Source organism: Streptomyces sp. NPDC053493, assembly GCF_044544825.1.
GTDB lineage: Bacteria > Actinomycetota > Actinomycetes > Streptomycetales > Streptomycetaceae > Streptomyces.
Genome location: NZ_JBITXS010000005.1, coordinates 190,613 through 208,984, shown reverse-complemented (window position 1 = coordinate 208,984; position 18,372 = coordinate 190,613). Strand labels below are relative to the sequence as shown.

Annotated in this window: 13 protein-coding genes; 7 read left to right on the top strand and 6 right to left on the bottom strand. The window is 73.7% G+C overall.

The features are described 5' to 3' along the window. Positions 1-194 precede the first annotated feature (194 nt). Complete coding sequence (locus tag ACIGO8_RS17190) at positions 195-1,226, top strand: isopenicillin N synthase family dioxygenase (protein WP_399730583.1); 1,032 nt, start codon at positions 195-197, stop codon at positions 1,224-1,226. Positions 1,227-1,371: 145 nt separating this feature from the next. On the opposite strand, the gene ACIGO8_RS17185 is transcribed toward ACIGO8_RS17190, so the two are convergent. After that, complete coding sequence (locus tag ACIGO8_RS17185; protein ID WP_399730580.1) at positions 1,372-2,472, bottom strand: citrate synthase 2; 1,101 nt, start codon at positions 2,470-2,472, stop codon at positions 1,372-1,374. A gap of 256 nt (positions 2,473-2,728) precedes the next feature. On the opposite strand from ACIGO8_RS17185, the gene pdxH reads away from it, so the two are divergent. Then, a complete protein-coding gene (pdxH, locus tag ACIGO8_RS17180; protein ID WP_399731294.1) occupies positions 2,729-3,361 on the top strand; it encodes a pyridoxamine 5'-phosphate oxidase in 633 nt (210 codons plus the stop codon). Between the two features lie 239 nt (positions 3,362-3,600). Here pdxH and ACIGO8_RS17175 read toward each other — a convergent pair whose 3' ends face one another. Both ACIGO8_RS17175 and ACIGO8_RS17170 read right to left on the bottom strand, forming a co-directional pair. Next, positions 3,601-4,920, bottom strand: coding sequence for an MFS transporter (locus ACIGO8_RS17175; protein WP_399730578.1), 1,320 nt, complete (start codon positions 4,918-4,920; stop codon positions 3,601-3,603). Between the two features lie 39 nt (positions 4,921-4,959). Continuing rightward, a complete protein-coding gene (locus tag ACIGO8_RS17170) occupies positions 4,960-6,378 on the bottom strand; it encodes an FAD-binding oxidoreductase (RefSeq protein WP_399730575.1) in 1,419 nt (472 codons plus the stop codon). A 157-nt stretch (positions 6,379-6,535) separates the two neighbouring features. Between ACIGO8_RS17170 and ACIGO8_RS17165 the strand changes: the two genes are divergently transcribed. The 3 genes from ACIGO8_RS17165 (at position 6,536) to ACIGO8_RS17155 (ending at position 13,315) form a co-directional block, all read left to right on the top strand. Then, positions 6,536-7,786, top strand: coding sequence for a LuxR C-terminal-related transcriptional regulator (locus ACIGO8_RS17165; protein WP_399730572.1), 1,251 nt, complete (start codon positions 6,536-6,538; stop codon positions 7,784-7,786). 80 nt (positions 7,787-7,866) lie between these two features. Further along, positions 7,867-9,264, top strand: coding sequence for a PAS domain-containing protein (locus ACIGO8_RS17160; RefSeq protein ID WP_399730569.1), 1,398 nt, complete (start codon positions 7,867-7,869; stop codon positions 9,262-9,264). 94 nt (positions 9,265-9,358) lie between these two features. After that, positions 9,359-13,315 (top strand): hypothetical protein, encoded by a 3,957-nt coding sequence (locus ACIGO8_RS17155; protein WP_399730566.1) that lies wholly within the window; start codon positions 9,359-9,361, stop codon positions 13,313-13,315. 162 nt (positions 13,316-13,477) lie between these two features. Here the strand turns inward: ACIGO8_RS17155 and ACIGO8_RS17150 are convergent, their stop codons facing one another. Beyond that, positions 13,478-14,233 (bottom strand): SIS domain-containing protein, encoded by a 756-nt coding sequence (locus tag ACIGO8_RS17150; protein ID WP_399730563.1) that lies wholly within the window; start codon positions 14,231-14,233, stop codon positions 13,478-13,480. 150 nt (positions 14,234-14,383) lie between these two features. Here ACIGO8_RS17150 and ACIGO8_RS17145 point away from each other — a divergent pair, with 150 nt between their 5' ends. After that, on the top strand, positions 14,384-15,076 hold the full coding sequence (locus ACIGO8_RS17145) for a metal-dependent transcriptional regulator (RefSeq protein ID WP_399730560.1): 693 nt from the start codon (positions 14,384-14,386) through the stop codon (positions 15,074-15,076). A gap of 188 nt (positions 15,077-15,264) precedes the next feature. Here ACIGO8_RS17145 and ACIGO8_RS17140 read toward each other — a convergent pair whose 3' ends face one another. Further along, positions 15,265-16,365 (bottom strand): serine hydrolase domain-containing protein, encoded by a 1,101-nt coding sequence (locus tag ACIGO8_RS17140; RefSeq protein ID WP_399730557.1) that lies wholly within the window; start codon positions 16,363-16,365, stop codon positions 15,265-15,267. Positions 16,366-16,466: 101 nt separating this feature from the next. Beyond that, positions 16,467-17,132 (bottom strand): DUF4097 family beta strand repeat-containing protein, encoded by a 666-nt coding sequence (locus tag ACIGO8_RS17135; protein WP_399730554.1) that lies wholly within the window; start codon positions 17,130-17,132, stop codon positions 16,467-16,469. Positions 17,133-17,398: 266 nt separating this feature from the next. Between ACIGO8_RS17135 and ACIGO8_RS17130 the strand changes: the two genes are divergently transcribed. Further along, on the top strand, positions 17,399-18,187 hold the full coding sequence (locus tag ACIGO8_RS17130) for a helix-turn-helix domain-containing protein (RefSeq protein WP_399730551.1): 789 nt from the start codon (positions 17,399-17,401) through the stop codon (positions 18,185-18,187). Positions 18,188-18,372: the final 185 nt, after the last annotated feature.

Genomic DNA, 18,372 nt, shown 5'->3' with positions numbered 1-18,372 from the left:
CGGGCTCGCAGTACGCTGGTCGCATGCTTTCGCTCGTACGTCGCCGCCACGTGGATTTTCTCCGCGTCGCGAGCATGGGCTGTCCGGGACACCTCTGACCCCGGCCCCAGCCCCACCCCCGCCCGGCCGCCCTCGAGGCATCCCGCCTCCCAGGCATCGGTCCGGGCGCCGTACACCCCTCGCGGACGCACACCATGACGTACTCCTCGCAGCTCCCCATCGTCGATCTCTCCGCAGCCGACCGCGGGCCCCAGGCCCGGCGGCTCCTGCACGCCCAGCTCCACTCCGCCGCCCATGACGTGGGCTTCTTCCAGCTCGTCGGGCACGGCGTGACCGAGACCGAGACGCGGGCGCTCACCTCCGCCATGCGGGCCTTCTTCGCGCTGCCCGAGGCGGAGCGGCTGGCCCTGGACACCACGAACTCGCCGCACTTCCGCGGCTACACCCGGATCGGCGACGAGCGGACCGGCGGTGCCCGGGACTGGCGGGACCAGCTGGACATCGGCGCCGAGCGGCCCGCGCACGTACCCGGGCCGGGAGAGCCGCCGTACTGGTGGCTGCAGGGCCCGAACCAGTGGCCCGACGCCCTCCCGGAGCTGCGGCTCGCCGCGCTGAACTGGATCGAGCGGCTGTCCGGCGTCGCCGCGCGCCTGCTGCACGAGCTGCTGGCCTCGATCGGCGCCCGGCCCGACTTCTACGACGACGCCTTCGGGCCGCGCGCCCACCCGCACCTCAAGCTGGTGCGCTACCCGGGCAGCAGCGGCGAGGGCGACGACCAGGGCGTCGGCGCGCACAAGGACTACGGCTTCCTCACCCTGCTGCTGCAGGACCACGTGGGCGGGCTCCAGGTGCAGCGGGAGGACGGGCTCTTCCACGACGTGCCGCCGCTGCCGGGCGCGTTCGTGGTGAACCTGGGCGAGCTCCTCGAGGTGGCGACGGACGGCTATCTCGTCGCCACCAACCACCGGGTGGTGTCGCCGCCCGGTGCGACGGAACGGTTCTCCGTCCCGTTCTTCTACAACCCGCGGCTCGACGCCCGGATCGCCCCGCTGGAGTTCCCGTACGCGGCCGCGGCGCCCGGCGTCACGGCCGACCCGGCGAACCCGCTCTTCGCCGAGTACGGCCGCAACGAGCTGAAGGGCAAGCTCCGCGCCCACCCGCTGGCGGCGGCCCGCCACCACGCCGAGCTGCTGACGGAGGCGAGCCGGCCGGCCATGCCGGTGTGAGCGCCCGCCCGTCGGCCGTCGACGCGCGGGCGACGCCGGTGACCGCCCGCGCCCGGTGAGCGCCGGCGGCCCGGTGACCGCCCGCGCCCGGTGAGCGCTCGCGGCCGGCACCGCCGGCGGCCAGGTGTCCGCCGGCGTCAGGCCGTCAGCCGGTGATGTCGGCGTAGCCCTCGATCTCGCGCGGGTCGCGCTGGCCCGGGCCCGTGTAGCGGGCGGACGGCCGGACCAGGCGGCCGGTGCGCTTCTGCTCCAGGATGTGCGCCGACCAGCCCGCCGTGCGCGCGCAGGTGAACATCGAGGTGAACATGTGCGCCGGGACCTCGGCGAAGTCGAGCACGATCGCGGCCCAGAACTCGACGTTCGTGGCCAGCACGCGGTCCGGGCGGCGGTTGTGCAGCTCCTCCAGAGCGGCCTTCTCCAGCGCCTCGGCGACCTCGAAGCGCGGCGCCGCCAGCTCCTTGGCCGTACGGCGCAGCACGCGGGCGCGCGGGTCCTCGGCGCGGTAGACGCGGTGGCCGAAGCCCATCAGGCGCTCGCCCTTGTCGAGCGCCTGCTTCACGTACGCCGTCGCGTCGCCGGTGCGCTCGATCTCCTCGATCATGCCGAGGACGCGGGACGGCGCGCCGCCGTGCAGCGGGCCGGACATGGCGCCGACGGCGCCCGACAGGGCCGCGGCCACGTCCGCGCCGGTGGAGGCGATGACGCGGGCGGTGAAGGTGGAGGCGTTCATGCCGTGCTCGGCGGCCGAGGTCCAGTAGGCGTCGACGGCCTTGACGTGCTTCGGGTCCGGCTCGCCGCGCCAGCGGATCATGAACCGCTCGACGATGGACTGCGCCTTGTCGATCTCGCTCTGCGGCACCATCGGCAGGCCCTGCCCGCGCGCCGACTGGGCGACGTAGGACAGTGCCATGACGGCGGCGCGGGCGAGGTCGTCGCGGGCCTCCTCGGCCGAGATGTCCAGGAGCGGTTTGAGGCCCCAGACCGGCGCGAGCATGGCGAGCGCGGACTGCACGTCGACGCGGATGTCGCCGGAGTGCACCGGGATCGGGAAGGGCTCGGCGGCGGGCAGGCCGGGGTTGAAGGCGCCGTCGACCAGCAGGCCCCAGACGTTGCCGAAGGAGACGTGACCGACCAGGTCCTCGATGTCGACACCGCGGTAGCGGAGGGCGCCGCCCTCCTTGTCGGGCTCGGCGATCTCCGTCTCGAACGCGACGACTCCTTCGAGCCCGGGTACGAACTCGGACATGAGGCGGCTCCTCTGCGCGAAGTGCGGCCTGATCGATGATCAATCATGATCGATGATCAATCATCCGGGCCGGCTGGTTGGCGGGACGTAACAGTGATCCAGCCGTTGAGTCTGTACGGTTCCGATGATGCGGGGAAGCGTGACATCCGGCACAGTCCGCCGATCCGGCGAACGAGGGTTAACGGCATGCGGTGCCGGGTAGACAGGGGCCTACGGCAGGATGGGACATGTGACCGACGCTCTCGATCCCGCCGACATGCGCGAGCAGTACCGGACCATGGAGTTGACCGTGGCGGACCTCGCACCCGAACCGATCGGACAGTTCGCGCGCTGGTTCAAGGAGACCGCCGACAATCCGGCGATCCACGAGCCCAACGCGATGGTCGTCTCCACCGCCACTCCCGACGGCCGCCCGTCCTCCCGCACCGTGCTGCTCAAGCACTACGACGAGGCCGGATTCGTCTTCTTCACCAACTACGGCTCCCGCAAGGGCCGGGAACTGGCGGCCAATCCGTACGTCTCGCTGCTCTTCCCCTGGCACCCGCTGGCCCGCCAGGTGATCGTCACCGGCAAGGCCGTCCGCACCGGCCGGGACGAGACCGCGGCCTACTTCCGCACCCGCCCGCACGGCTCCCAGCTGGGCGCCTGGGCCAGTGAGCAGTCCTCGGTGATCGAGTCGCGGGCCGAGCTGCTCGCCCGGTACGAGGAGCTGGCCGCCCGCTATCCGGAGGGCGAGCAGGTGCCGGCGCCGCCGCAGTGGGGCGGCTTCCGGGTCGTACCGGAGACGGTGGAGTTCTGGCAGGGCCACGAGAACCGGCTGCACGACCGGCTGCGGTACGTGCGGGAGGACGGCGCCGCGTCCTGGCGGGTGGAGCGGCTCTCGCCCTGAGGGGCCGCGGCCGCCTCGTGAACGCAGGCGACCCGTGGGCCTTGGTCCCGTCCGCCTAGGTTCGGACGGGAGCCGGCCGGACTGACCGGCGGCCCACGGGTCGGGTGACTGCGTTGGTGTCGGCAGAAGGCCTGCCGAGGTGCACAAGAGTGCGACGGCAGGCCTTAGCCCGCAGTCACCTCACGAGTCCGAAAAGAAACCATTTTTTCGGATCACCTCCTTTCGCGTGTGCCCACACCTTAAGAAGCCCTCGTCCCGCCTTCAACCCCTTTTTTCAGAGCCTTCGCGCCCACCGCCGCGACCAGCGGAAACACCGCCACCACGGCGAGGACGTGGGCCGGCGCCCACGACTTCGCCAGCGCGCCGGCCGTGGCGCTGCCGACTCCGCCGCCCACGAAGAAGGCCAGGTTGAGCAGGCCCATCGCGCCGCCGCGCAGCGCAGGCTCCACGTAGACGGGTATCAGGGCCGTGGTGACGACCTGGGTGACGGCGAAGGCGGCGAAGCCGAGCGAGGCGCCGGCCAGCAGCGGCGCCGGGTGGGCGACGACCGACGACAGGGCGAGCGCGACGGCCATGGCGAGGGCGATCAGACCGAGCAGCACCGTGCCGGCCCGGCCGCCCGCGAACCGGCCCGCGAACCGCGACAGCACGGCGCCGACGGCCGCTCCCGGCAGCAGCCAGGCGCCGACGGCGAGGACGCTCCAGCGGTGCCCGCCGACGAGGATCTGCGGCACCAGATACATCGCGGCGAACAGTCCGGCGTACGCGCCGACACCGGTGAGCGCGGCGCGCAGGAACACCCGGTCGGTGACGAGCCGGCGCGGCACGAACGAGCCCTCGGCGGCGCGCACCCGCCGGACGAGGCCGCCCAGGGAGGCGAGGAGCACGGCGGCGAGCGCGGTCACGGCGGGTGCGGCCAGACCGAGCGCGTACGCCTGGACGAGCAGCAGGAAGGACATGGCCGCGACCGTGAGGAGGGCCGCGCCGGGCAGGTCCAGCGGCCTGCGGCTGCCCGCCCGGGCCGCGGCGGCGCGCAGGCACGGCGGCACGGCGAGCAGCGAGAGCGCGGGCAGGACCAGCACGATCCGCCAGCTCACCCACTGGGTGAGGACGCCGCCGGCGAGGGTGGCGCCGGCGGAGAAGACGGCCATGGTGGCACCGAATCCGCCGAGGACCCGGGCCCGGTCCTCCGGCGGCGCGGCGGCGGACAGCGCCAGGGCGCCGGAGGTCATGGCGCCGGAGCCGGCGGCGAGGACGAAGCGCCCGGCGACGAGCACGCCGAGGTCGGGGGCGAGCAGGCACACGACGGCGCCGGCGGCGAGCACGAGCGAGCCGACGAGCAGCGAGGTGCGTACGCCTCGGGCGTCGGTGAGCCGGCCGAAGAGGGCGGTGCCGACGCCGAGCGCGAGCGCGTGGGCGGTGAGCACCCAGGCGGCGGTGGCGGGCGTGGCGTGCAGGGCGCGCGCGACGTCGGGCAGGGCGACACCGGCGGCGGTGACGCCGAAGACGGCGGGCCCGAACAGGGCGCCGTGGCGGACGCCCGTGGCAGCGGTGGACATGGGTTTCCTTCGGAGCGGAATGCGGAACGGGTGGCGTTCTCAGGACGGGTGGGGGAGGGCGCCGGGGAGGAGGGCGTGGCCGAGGCGGAAGAGGTTGCGCGGGTCGTAGCGCCTCTTGACCTGGAGCAGCCGGGCGTGGGTCTCCTCGTCGAAGCAGTCGGCGATGCCGTCGGTGCCGGGCCCGGCGAGGAAGTTGAGGTAGCGGCGGCCGGTGGACCAGGGCGCGAGCCGGCGCAGTACGGCGTCGGGCGAGCCGGGCGCGCGGAGCGTGGAGAGGACGAACGTCCCGTCGCGGCCCACGGCGCTGGGCACCGCCGGCGGCCGGGAGAGCGCCCCGCCGAGGTGCCGCAGCTCGACCATCGGGTCGCCGCAGCCGCTGTCCGGGCCGGCCGCGGCGAGCAGCGCGTCAAGGGCCTTCGCGTCGAACTCCCGCAGCACGATGTTGCGTTCGTGGTAGGCGAGCGGCTCCGTCGGGTCCTGATGGATCTCGGCGACATCGCGGTACGGCATCTCGTCGACCGTGTCGGCGAGGAGCGTGCCCGCCGCGCGCAGCGGCCGCAGCAGCGCCTCGCCGTCCTCCCGCGGGCCGGTGAAGGCGATCCGGACGTGGACGGCGAGTGCGCCGGCCGGGTGGCCGGGCACCTGGCGCAGTCCGGGCAGCCGGAGCAGGGCCACGGAGGAGGTCAGGGTCTCGGGCACGTCCGCCGTCCAGCGGCGCCAGGCGTCGAGCACGGCACGGGCCTGGGCGCCGGGGAAGTACAGGCCGCCGCCGTAGAGGCGGGTGACGGGCACGAGCCCGAACTCGAGGGCGGTGACGACACCGAAGTTGCCCTTGCCGCCGCGCAGCGCCCAGAACAGGTCGCCGTGCGTGTCGGGAGTGACGGTGAGGTGCCGGGCGTCGGCGGTGACGAGGTGGACGCGGGTGACGTGGTCGGCCGCCCAGCCGTGGAGCCGGCCGAGCGGGCCGAGGCCGCCGCCGAGGGTGTAGCCGACGACGCCGACGAGCGGGGAGGAGCCGTTGAGCGGCGCGAGGCCGTGATAGGCGGCGGCCGCGATGACCTGGTGCCAGCGGGCGCCGGCCTCGACGCGGGCGATCCGCGCGACCGGGTCGACGGCGACGGCGTTCATCCGGCGGGTGGAGACCAGGAGGGCGTCCTCGGCGGCGGCACCGGCGATGCCGTGGCCGGTGGCCTGGACGCCCACCGGCAGCCCGAGTTCGGCGCCGAGGCGGACGGCGGCGGCGACGTCGCCGGCGGTGACGGCGCCGACGACGAGGGCGGGCCGGTGCCGGCCGATCCGGTTGAAGCCGTCGAGCTCGGCCTCGTAGCCCGGGTCGCCCGGTACGAGGACCTCGCCCTGGACCTCGGCGCGGTGCCGGCCGACGGCGCCGGCCGGCGGCAGCGGCGCGGCGGGTGCGGTCGGTGCGGTGGGTGCGGTGGGGCGGGGCGGCTGAGCCATGGAGGAGCCCTCTTTCTGCGTACGGCGGCGGGGAAGGGCCCCGAGTCTCTCCGCGGCGCGCGGGCCGTCCCATCCCTCGCGCGCGAGGGACCCGGCGCCGGCCGGCCCCCTCAAGTGGGGGGTTGGCCCCGCGCGCGCGGGCGGTCAGGATCGAGGGATGACCCGCATCGCGTCCGCCCGCATCGCGTCCGCCCGCATCGCGTCCGCCCGTGTCGAGTCGGCCCGCACCGAGCCGGCCCGCATCGCGTCCGCCCGCGCCGAACTGCTCGCGCGGGCCGAGAGGAGCGGCGACGCGCTCGGCATGTTCGGCGAGGCGTCCCGGCACGTGCGCCGGCTCGTGCCGTACGACGCCGCCGTCTGGCGCGTGACGGACCCGGAGACCGGCATGATGGCCGCCCCGGTCCGGGCCGAGAACCTCGACGAGCACGGCTGCGCCGTCTACTGGGAGACCGAGCTCTTCACCGAGAACGTCAACCTCTTCCGCGACCTCGCGCGGGCCGAGGTGCCGGTCGCCGGCCTGCGGGAGACCACCGGCGACCTGCCGGCCCGCAGCAGCCTCTACCACTCGTTCATGAAACCCCGCGGCCTGCACGACGAGTTACGGGCGGTGCTGCGCGTCGGCGGCCGCCCGTACGGCCACATCAGCCTCTTCCGCGACCGGGGCCGCCCGGCGTTCGGGCCGGCCGAGACCCGGCTCGTCGCGAGCCTGGTGACGCCGCTCGCCCGCAAGCTGCGCTCCTTCGCGGGCACCCAGGGCAGCATGGGCGCCCGGGACGCCGGGGACGGTGTGGACGCCGTGGACGGTGCGGGCACCGCGCCGCAGCCGCTGCCGGACTCGCCGTACGGCCCGGGACTGCTCCTCTTCGACGCCTCGGGCGCTCTGCTGTCCGCCAACGACGACGCCCGCGCCCACCTCGCGGACCTGCCCGAAGGGCCCGCCGTCCCGGCCGCCTCGGGGCTGCGCGTGCCCGCCTGGGTGCAGGCCACCGCGCTCAAGGCCCGCGCCGTCGCCGAGGACCGCGACCGTGGCCACGCGCGCGTGCGGGTGCGTACGCGCTCCGGGCGCTGGCTGGTGTGCCACGCCTCCTGCCTGCGCGAGGCGGACGGCGGCCTCGGGCCCTCGGCCGTGGTGATCGAGCCCGCCAAGACCTCCGAGATCGTGCCGCTGATCGTGGCCGCCTTCGAACTGACCGAGCGGGAGACCGAGGTGACCCGCCTCGTCGCGCGCGGGCTGCCGACCGGGAAGATCGCCGAGGAGCTGCACCTGTCGCCGCACACCGTCCGGGACTACGTCAAGGGCGTCTTCGAGAAGGTCGGCGTCTCCAGCCGCGGCGAGCTGGTGGGGCGGCTGTTCACGGAGTACTACGCGCCGTTCGCGGAGCACGGGACCGTACGGGTCCACGACTGACGAACGGCCGAAACCGGTTTCCCCGAAAGGGGTGTGTCGTGGGTCACGTTCCAGTTGAATGATGCCCGGGGGGTGCCCGCATGAGTGGCTCTGCGCGTGAGACGGCCGACACGGCGAGCGTTCCCGGGCTTTCCGGGGCCGTTCTGCTCGCCGCCCTGCTCGACGGGATGGACGCGGCGCTGTGTGCGCTCGACGCCGACGGCACCGTCACCCACTGGAACCGCGAGGCCGAGCGGATCCTCGGCTGGAGCGCCCGCGAGGCCGTCGGCCGGCGTGGCCTCGACGGCTGGGCGGCGCGCGGCGCCGACGCCGACGACATCCTGGCCCGGCTGCTGCGCGCGACCGCCGAACCGGGCCGCCAGGTGCACGAGTTCGCGCTGCTGCGCAAGGACGGCGGCCGGATCCTCGTCCGTGCCCAGACGGCGGGCGTGCGCGACGCCGACGGCCGGCCGGCCGGCGTCTACTGCGCGTTCAGCGAGGTGCACGTCCAGATCGGCCTCGAGCGGTCCCTCGGGCTCAGCGAGGCCCTGTTCGCGGACGCCGCCTGGGGCGTCGTCCTCGTCGACGTCGACCTGCGCCCCGCCGTCGTCAACGGCTACGCCGCCCGCGCCTTCGGCGCCTCCCGCGGCGCGCTCCTCGGCCGGCCGCTCGGCGAACTCGTCGAAGGGCCGGGCGCCGCCGAGCTGGAGAGCGCCCTCCAGCACGTCCTGGCCGCCGGCTCGCCCGCCGAACCGGCCGACGTGTGGGTGAGCCTGCGCGGCGGCGGTGGCGGTGGCGGTGGCGGTGGCGGTCGCGGCGACCGGGGCGGCGACCGGGGCGGCGAGCGGGGCGGCGAGCGCCGCCGCTGCTGGCGCTGCGCGTTCGTACGGCTCGACTCGCCGCTCGCCGAGGGAGGCGAGCCCGTCCCGCTGGGCGTGGGGCTGCTCTTCCAGGACGTCACCGGGCACCGCCTGGCCGACCAGGAGGCGGACCGGCTGCGGTTCCGCTGGAGCCAGCTGCACCGCGCGGGCGCCGCCGCCGCCGAGTGCGAGGACCCGGTGCGGGCCGCCGCCGTCCTCCTGGACTTCGCCCTGGCCGGCTTCGCCGACCACGTCCTGGTCGACCGGGCCACCGGCGACGGCCGCCTGGTCCGGGCCCTCGCCACGCCGATCGGCGCGCCCGGGCCGGTCGCTCCCGTCGCCGCCGCGGGCATCCCGCTGCGCTATCCGCCGGCCCATCCGGCCCTCCAGGCCCTCACCCGCCCGGGCCCCACCCGCACCAGCGCGCCGCCCGCCGACCGCTTCTGGCCACCCGCCACGGCCCACGCCCTGTGCCTGCCGCTGCGCGCCCGGGCCCGCACCCTCGGCGTCGCCACCTTCCTGCGCTCCCCGTCCCGCCCGCCCTTCGAACGCGACGACGCGGACTACGCGGAGACGGTCGCGGCGCGGGTGGCGGCCTCGCTGGACGTGGCGGCGGAGTGGGGTGGCCGGCCGGCCTGACCGGGGCCTGTGGAAAACCCGGAACGTGGTGTCGTTCAGTTGTGCGATCATCGCGGCGAAACCACGAACGTCACCGCTCCGGGGGGACCGGTCCATGCCACGACCTTCGTGTACGGCGCGCGGATCCGCGCCGTACACCGCGCTCATCTCCGCACTCACACTCGTGCTGTCCTTGCTGCTGCCGGTCTTCTCGACCGGCGCGGCCCAGGCGGCCGAGCTGCCCGCCGCCGCGCCGACGGCATCCCCGACGGCGTCTGCCACGGCTTCCCCGACGGCTCCCGCGACGGCTTCTCCGACGGCCCCCGCGACCGCTGCCCCGACGGCCGCCGCGGCCTCCCGCGCCGAGAAGCCCGCCCCGCCCGCGGCCGAGGCACCGGACGCGGAGGACTGCGCCCCGCTCGCCCTCGCGCCGTACGGCGATCCGGGCGCGGCCGTCGGCAAGGCCTCGCTCCCGGGCAACGGCAGCGCCTGCTTCACCTTCACCGCCGAGAAGTCCGGCCTGCACCGGGTGATCCTCGACGCGCGCTACGAGACCAGGGCCACCGTCTTCGACGGTGAGACCTGGATCGACTGCTACGACTACAAGTGGGGCGCCGGCTGGTGCAAGCTGCCCCGCTCGGGAGCCTTCACGCTGCGTCTGGACAACGCCTCGATCGACCCCGACGAGACGGCCCGGGTGAGCGTCACACCGGTCGCCGGCACCGAAGGCTGCCTCCCGGAGGCGGGCACGTCCTGGGACCAGGAGCCCCTCACGGGCACGGCCGCCAGCCCGCTCGGCGTCCTCTGCTGGCCGTTCACGGCCAAGCCGGGCGACCGCGTCGTCCACGAGTTCACGACCGTCAAGTACGGCAACGCGTCTGCCTGGATCACCGACGGCACGGGAAGCCCGATCTGCGAGTGGGTCGCGGGCCAGGACGGCTGCGTGCTGCCGGGTGAGGGCCCGTACCGGCTGCTCGCGCAGGTCGGCGACGTCGAGGGCGGCTTCCCCGCCGCGTACACCATGAAGATCCGCCGGCTCTCCGATCCCGAGGGCTGCGCGACCGTCCCCGTGAACGGTTACGGCTCCGGCCCGACCGTGGTCTCCCCGGCCACCGGCTGCAAGACCTTCACCGTGCCGCGCACCGGCACGTACGACGTGTTCGGCGTCGCCCAGCCGGACGGGCAGCGCAGCCATCTGACGGTCTACGACAAGCAGGGCGGCACGGTCTGCACGACCTGGGAACTCTGCACGCTGACGGCCGGCACCACGTACACGGTGACCACCGGCGACCCGACCCTGATCCTCGAGAAGGCGTCGGACGAGGGCTGCCGGAGCACCGCGCTCGGCCAGGTCGACGGCACGTTCGCCGTCGCCGGCGAGATCGACTGCCTGACGCTGCCGCTGCCCGAGAACGCCCACCTGGCGATCCTCAAGCCGACCGGCGGCCCGGAGCCGCGCCCCGACATCACCGTCGTGAAGGCGGACGGCACCTACGTCTGCGGCGACGACTCGCTGATCCAGGGCACCTGCGTCCTGACCGGCCCCGGCCCGTACCGCGCGCTGGTCTCCACCGACGACATCCTGCCGCCGACCGGCGCCTACCGTCTGGTGCTGTACCGCACGGACACGGTCAACGACTGCCCGGTCTTCCCGGCCGGCGACTTCACGGCGACGAGCGCGAGCGCCCGTCCCACCACCGGCGGCGGCGTCTTCTCGCGCTGCCTGACCATCCCGGCCGACGCGCACTCCATCAGCGAGAACGTGCAGGTCGGCGGGGCCCTCGGGGCGCCGGCCGCCCAGTTCTCGATCCTGGACACCAGCGGCAAGCAGGTCTGCCAGGGCGCGACGAACTACGGCAGCTGGAACACCTGCGCGCTGACGCCGGGCGTCGCCCACACCGTCCTGTTCGTGGGCCGCGACGCCACCGCGTCGTACACGCTCACCCGCCGGGACGTGACCGCGGCGGCGAAGGGCTGCGAGGCGAACCCGGCGACGCCGGTCGGCGGGCCGTCCTCGGCCGGCACCCTGGGCGTCTCCAACGTGCTGTTCTGCCGTCAGGTGACCACCGGCGCCGCCGGTGACCGGCTGCACCTGGACGTCCGCGACCCGCTCGGCACGGCAAACATCCTGGCGTACGACGCCAAGGGCAACGGCGTCGCCACCTGCGGCTACCGCAACCGGGCCTGCGCGGTCACCGGGTCGACCAGCTACCAGGTCGTGGTGTACGTCCCGGCCAACCGCAAGGCCGCCGACACCTACCGCTTCGACGCGTTCCGCATCGGCACGCCGTCGGGTCCGGCCGCGGAGTGCACCCAGGTCCCGAACATCGCCTTCGGGTACGGGCCGATCGCCGGCCGGCTCGACGAGCAGCACACGGCGACCTGCCTCGCGCTGCCCACCGCCGCCCGCGACCGCTTCAACCTGACGGTCACGGACACCGCGGGCCGCAGCGACACCGCCGTGCCGTCGCTGTACGACGCGAGCGGTGACAACAACTGCTACGGCCAGGGCACCGCCGGCGCCTACCAGTGCTATCTGGACGAGTCGGGCGGCCTGCGCGACCCGTCGCCCAGCACCTTCGTCCTCGGCCTGCCCGAGAAGGCGCCGGTCACGGACTACAGCACGCGGCTCGACTGCTGGTCGACGATGTGCGGCACGGAGAACACGACCGTCGGGACGGTCTCGCCGACCTCCGCGCAGGGCGGCAAGGTCGCCACGCTCACCGTCACCGGCACGTCCCTGTCCATGAAGGACTCCGTCCGGCTGACCAGCGGCTCCCAGACGCTCACGGCCACCACGGTCTCCGTGTCCCCGGACGCCCGCACGCTCACGGCGACCCTCGATCTGCGGTCCGTCGGTGAGAGCACCTGGAACATGAGCGTGATCGTCCGGGACAGCTACGAGTACCCGCGCGGCACCTTCACCGTCACCCCGCCCGCCACGGCCGGTCTCGGCACCTACAAGGCGGTCGCTCCGACCCGGCTCATGGACACCCGCTCGGGTCTGGGCGTGCGCAAGGGCAAGGTCGGGGCGGGCGAGACCGTGACGCTCCAGGTCGCCGGCAAGGGCCCGGTGCCCGCCTCCGGCGTCGGCGCGGTCGTGCTCAACGTGACCGCGACCGCGCCCACCGCGGGCAGCTTCGTCTCCGTTTACCCGGACGGCACGGCCCGCACCTCCGCGTCGAACCTCAACTTCACGGCCGGCCAGACCATCCCGAACCTGGTGGTCGTGCCCGTCGTCAACGGCAGGGTCTCCTTCTACAACAAGGCCGGGTCCGTGGACCTGCTCGCGGACGTCGCCGGCTACTACGTCACCGACGGCTCGGGAGCCACCTACCAGCCCGTCACTCCGACCCGGCTGATGGACACCCGGTCCGGGCTCGGCGTCCGCAAGGGGCAGGTCGGCGCGGCCGGCACGGTCTCGCTGCAGGTGACCGGGCAGGGCGGGGTGCCGGCGGCCGGCGTCACCGGCGTGGTCCTGAACGTGACCGCGACCGCGCCGACGGCGGCCAGCTTCGTCTCCGTCTATCCGAGCGGCACGGCCCGCACCTCGGCGTCGAACCTCAACTTCACCGCCGGCCAGACCATCCCGAACCTCGTGGTGGTGCCCGTCGGCGCCGACGGCAAGGTGACCTTCTACAACCACAACGGCGGCGTCGACCTGCTCGCCGACGTGGCCGGCTACTTCACCACGGACGGGACGGGCTCGGCGTACAAGGCGGTCACTCCGACCCGGCTCATGGACACCCGGACCGGGCTCGGCGTGGCCAAGGCGAAGGTGGGAGCGGGGCAGACCATCACGCTCCAGGTGGCCGGGCAGGGCGGCATTCCGGACTCCGGCGTCACGGCCGTGGTCCTGAACGTCACGGCGGTCGCGCCGACGGCGGGCAGCTTCGTCTCCGTCTACCCGGACGGCACGACCCGCACCTCCGCGTCGAACCTCAACTTCACCGCCGGGACCACCATCCCCAACCTGGTCGTGGTGCCCGTGGTGAACGGCAAGGTGAGCTTCTACAACAAGAACGGCTCCGTGGACCTGCTCGCGGACGTCGCCGGCTACTACGTCTCGTAGGACCCGGCATCCCGCACACACGACGGCGGGGCCGCGGCGAGAACTCGCCACGGCCCCGCCGTCGGTCATTTCGGGCCGGGGAGATCAGGGCCGGAGATCAGGGCCGCCGGTCAGAGCGGTGATCAGGGCCGGTGATCAGGACCGGCGGTCCGGGCCGCCCGCTCAGTGCCGGAAGAAGATCCGGTCCGCGTACTCGGTCATGACCCGGCCGTTCCACTCGTGGCCGCCGTCCACGTTGCCCGAGCGCAGCAGCGGCGGCTCGATGCCGAGCCGGACCATCTCCTCGGCCGCCGCCGCCATCACGGCCTGCATCAGGGCGCTGGTGACGACCGTGGAGGCGGGCGCGAAGGGCGCCTCGATGCCCTCGTGGGTGAGCTCCGCGTCGCCGACGGCGATCTTGGAGTCGAGGACGATGTCGCAGTGGTCCTTCAGATAGGAGCCCGAGACGTGCCGGGACTTCGTCTCCGTCGCGTACGCCACCGAGGTCACGCCGATCACGGTCAGGCCGAGGGCGCGCGCGTTCATCGCCATCTCGACCGGCAGGGCGTTGCGGCCGGACAGGGAGATCACGACCAGGACGTCGCCGGCCCGCGCCGGTGAGGAGTCGAGGACGGCGCCCGCCAGTCCGTCGACCCGCTCCAGGGCCGAGCCGAGCGTCGCCGGCATCACGTCGACGCCGACGACACCCGGCACGGCCAGCAGGTTCATCAGGGCGAGGCCGCCGGCCCGGTAGACCACGTCCTGGGCGGCGAGCGAGGAGTGCCCCGCGCCGAAGGCGAAGAGCCGGCCGCCCGCGGCGACGGCCTCGGCGATGGCGGTGCCGGCGGCCGCGATGTCCGCCGCGTCCTCGTCCCGCACCTTCTGGAGCAGGCCGATGGCGGCGTCGAAGAACTGTCCGGCCAGCTTGCTCTCGCCCATGGCGGCGACTCCTTCTCGTCGTGGTCGCGGATCACGGTGCGGTCTGGACCATTGCTCTGTCAATACCGCCTCGCACCGGAGCACCCCGGTTGTCGGTGCGATGCGTCAGAATTGGTGCAGGGCCAGCGCACGACTCATCGAGGGGCACGTATGTCCGGACTGATCGACACCACGGAGATGTATCTCCGCACCATCCTTGAGCTGGAGGAGGAAGGTGTGGTCCCCATGCGCGCCCGGATCGCCGAACGGCTGGACCAGAGCGGTCCGACCGTGAGCCAGACGGTGGCCCGCATGGAGCGCGACGGTCTGGTGGCCGTCGCCAGCGACCGGCACCTGGAGCTCACGGACGAGGGCCGCCGCCTCGCCACCCGCGTCATGCGCAAGCACCGGCTCGCCGAGTGCCTGCTCGTCGACGTGATCGGCCTGGAGTGGGAGCAGGTCCACGCGGAGGCGTGCCGCTGGGAGCACGTGATGAGCGAGGCCGTGGAGCGTCGCGTCCTGGAGCTGCTGCGCCACCCGACGGAGTCGCCGTACGGCAACCCGATCCCGGGCCTGGAGGAGCTGGGCGAGAAGGCCGAGACGGAGTCGTTCCTGGACGACTCGATGGTCTCGCTCGCCGACCTGGACGCGGGTGGCGAGAGCAAGACGGTGATCGTCCGCCGTATCGGCGAGCCGATCCAGACGGACGCCCAGCTGATGTACACGCTGCGCCGCGCGGGCGTGCAGCCCGGTTCCGTGGTGTCGGTGACCGAGTCGCCGGGCGGTGTCCTGGTGGGCAGCAGCGGTGAGGCGGCCGAGCTGGACAGCGAGGTCGCGGCGCACGTCTTCGTCGCCAAGCGCTAGGGCTTTCTCGAGGGCGTCCGGACAGGCGTTGTCGGGCGTCCCGTCCCATGGACCGGCCGCGGGGGGGGGGGGGGGGGGGGGGGCCCCCCCCCCCGGGGGGGGGGGGGGGGGGCGGGGGGGGGCCCCCCCCCCCCCGCGGCCGGTTCGCGTTCTTGCTGACCTTCCGTGCTTCCTGTTCTTCCTGCGCCTCAGTTTCCGAACACCTCCTTGAGGAGGGCCGCCGTCGCCTTCTGGAACGGCTCGGCGAGGGACATCGCCGTGTCGTCCACGTAGTTCAGGGCGACGGTCAGGACCCGGCTGCCGTCGGGCGTGCTGTACATCAGCGCCGCGTGGCCGGCGAAGCCGCCGTTGTGGGTGATCACGGTGCCGCCGCCCTCCGTGTCCTGGACGAAGACGCCGAGGCCGTAGCCCGCCTTGGGGTGTGGGGCGCACATCTCGGCCAGCAGCCGGGCCGGCAGGAGCCGGCCGCCGACGAGTGCGGAGATGAAGGTCTGCAGGTCCTTGGTGGTCGAGATCATGTCGCCGCCGCTGGAGATCCAGGACGGGTTCTGCCGGGTGACGTCGACCGTCGTCTCCCGGGCGCCGTCCCCGCCCGCGGTCCCGTCCTCGTAGCGGTAGTAGGCGTGGGCGTGCGGCTCGGGCACGTCCGGTTCGGTGGTCGGCGCCACCGTGCCCGTCAGGCCGAGCGGCTCCAGGATCCGCTGCCGCATCCCCTCGGCCACCGGGCGGCCGGTGACCTTCTCGATCAGCAGTCTGGCGAGTACGTAGTTGGTGTTGGAGTAGCTCCAGTCGGCGCCCGGCTCGAACCGCGCGGGCTTGGACAGGGCGAGCCGGACGAGCTCCTCGGGCCGGTAGGTCCTGAACCGGTTGTCCAGCCACTCCTTGCCCTGCCAGGGAATGCCGGGCGCGACGCTCCCGTCCTCGTAGTACTCGCCGGTGAAGTTGAAGATCCCGCTGGTGTGCTGCAGCAGCATCCGTACGGTGATCCGCGGGTCGAGGCCGAACTCGGGCAGGTGACCGGCGACCGGGGCGTCGAGCCCGATCAGGCCGTCGGCCACCAGCTGCAGCACCACGGTCGCGACGAAGGTCTTGGTGTTGCTGCCGATCCGGACGTGACCGTCGACCGGTGGCGCGGCGCTCTCGCCCAGTTGGCTCAGACCGGCACTGGCGGCCCAGTCGCCCCGCTCGTCGCGCACCCGCAGCTGCACGCCGGTGAAGCCGGAGTCGACGATCTCCTGGAGGATCTTGCGCAGCTCCGGGCGGTCCTGCGCGGTGACGGTGTGGGACATGGTGTGCGCTCCTTGGAAGGCGAGGCGGGAGAAGGCGAGGCGGGAGAAGGCGAGGGGAGGAGAGGGCCCGTGCGGGCCGCGGGTCAGAGGCTGAAGGCGGGTCAGAGGCTGACGGCGGTGATGTCGCCGCGGGTGGTGGTGGCGCGGATGTCGAGCCCGGCGGAGCCGTCGTTCTTCAGGGCGTTGCTGACGCGGCCGTGGTCGGTGCCGGCGTCGAGGGTGGCCGAGACGCCCGCCGCGGCGGTGATCGCGATGTCGCCGGAGCGGGTGCGGAGCACGACCGAGCCGCCCAGGGCCTCGGCGACGCGGATGTCGCCGCGCTCGGTGGTGATCTCGGCGGAGCCGCCGAGCCGGCCGATCTCGATGTCGCCGTCGGTGGCGCTGAGGCGGAGGCTCGCCGCCTCGTCGATCTTGATCTCGCGGTACGCGCCCTCGAAGGCGACGTCGCCGAGGCGTCCGACGCCGCGGAGCTCGGCGGCGGCCGTCCTCGCCTCGACGCGGGAGCCGGCCGGCAGCTGGACGGTGATCTCGACCGCTCCGGAGGCGCCGAAGAGCTGGTTGTCGGCGGCCGGTGCCGTGATGCGCAGGACGCCGTCGGCGTAGGTGACGGTGGTCTGCTCGGCGGCCTTTTCGTCGCGGCTCTTGCCGGCGGTGGCGGGCAGGACCTCGACGGTGGTGTCGGTGCGGTCGGTGGCGACGAAGCGGATCCGGCCGGCCGGAACGTCGAGGACGGCGGCGATCGGGGCGGTGGTGGCGAAGGACTTCATGTCGGTCTCCCAGGTAGCTGTCGGGCGGTGCGTTTCTTGTTTCTGACAACGGAAAAGCTACGTTGCGTTCGAGCTTCTGGCAACGCATTCGTTGCGTCAAATACCAGTCCTCGCAGGTGAAGGCGCGGATTTCATTGCAATGATCACGCGCATAATGCAACGCGCGCCACGCCGCTCGTTGCAATGAAATGAAGGTGAACGCTATGCTGGCGCCGCCACGGACGGCAGGCCGTGGGGATCGTCAGGATCGTCAGGAGGAGAGCGCGATGCCGGGAGGCAGACTCACCCAGTCCGAACGCCAGCAGATCGCGCTGGGGCTCGCGGACGGCCTCGCCTACGCGGAGATCGCCAGGCGCCTCGACCGCCCGACCTCCACGATCACGCGCGAGGTCATGCGCAACGGCGGACCCACCGCCTACCGGGCCGACCTCGCCCACCGCGCCACCGAGCGTCGCGCCCACCGGCGCAAGCCGGCCGCGCCCCGGGGAGGCGAGGTGCCGCGCCAGGCCTATGGCCGCGACGCCGAGGCCGTGCGCGAGTACGAGGAGACGTTCACCAGCGTCGTCATGGCCTCGGGCATGCCCAGGATGACCGCCCGGGTGATGTCCTGCCTCACCCTCTCCGACTCCGGCAGCCTCACGGCGGCCGACCTCGTCCAGCGGCTCCAGGTCAGCCCGGCGTCCGTGTCCAAGTCGATCGCGTTCCTCGAGAGTCAGGGCCTCGTCCGCCGGGAGCGCGACGAGCGCCGCCGCGAGCGCTACGTCGTCGACGACGACGTCTGGTACCAGTCGATGATGGCCAGCGCCCGCTCCACCGCCCAGATAGTGGAGATCGCGCGCCAGGGCGTCGACGTCCTCGTCCCCGGCACTCCGGCCGCCGCCCGCCTGGAGAACATCGCCCGCTTCCTGGACTTCGTCTCCGAGAGCATCGCCCGCGCCGCCGAACAGGCCCGCGAGATCCTCCACGCGAGGCCGGACACCGCACCCGACGTGACATCCGACGCAGGGCCCGGCGCGGCTCCCGGCCCGGCGCCCGACGTGAAGCCGGCCGACTAGGCCGGGTCTTGGGGCCCGTTTTACGGCGGAATCACCGCGCCCGAGGCACCTCCCGTGCCACGCTGGTGGGATGAGGGCCGTCCTTCATACGAAGCGTCCGCCGGAGCGTCCGCCGGAGCGTGCGCTCCGAGCGACAGTGAACCCCGGCGCCTTGCGGCGCCGGGGTCCGTCCTCCCCTGCGCTGA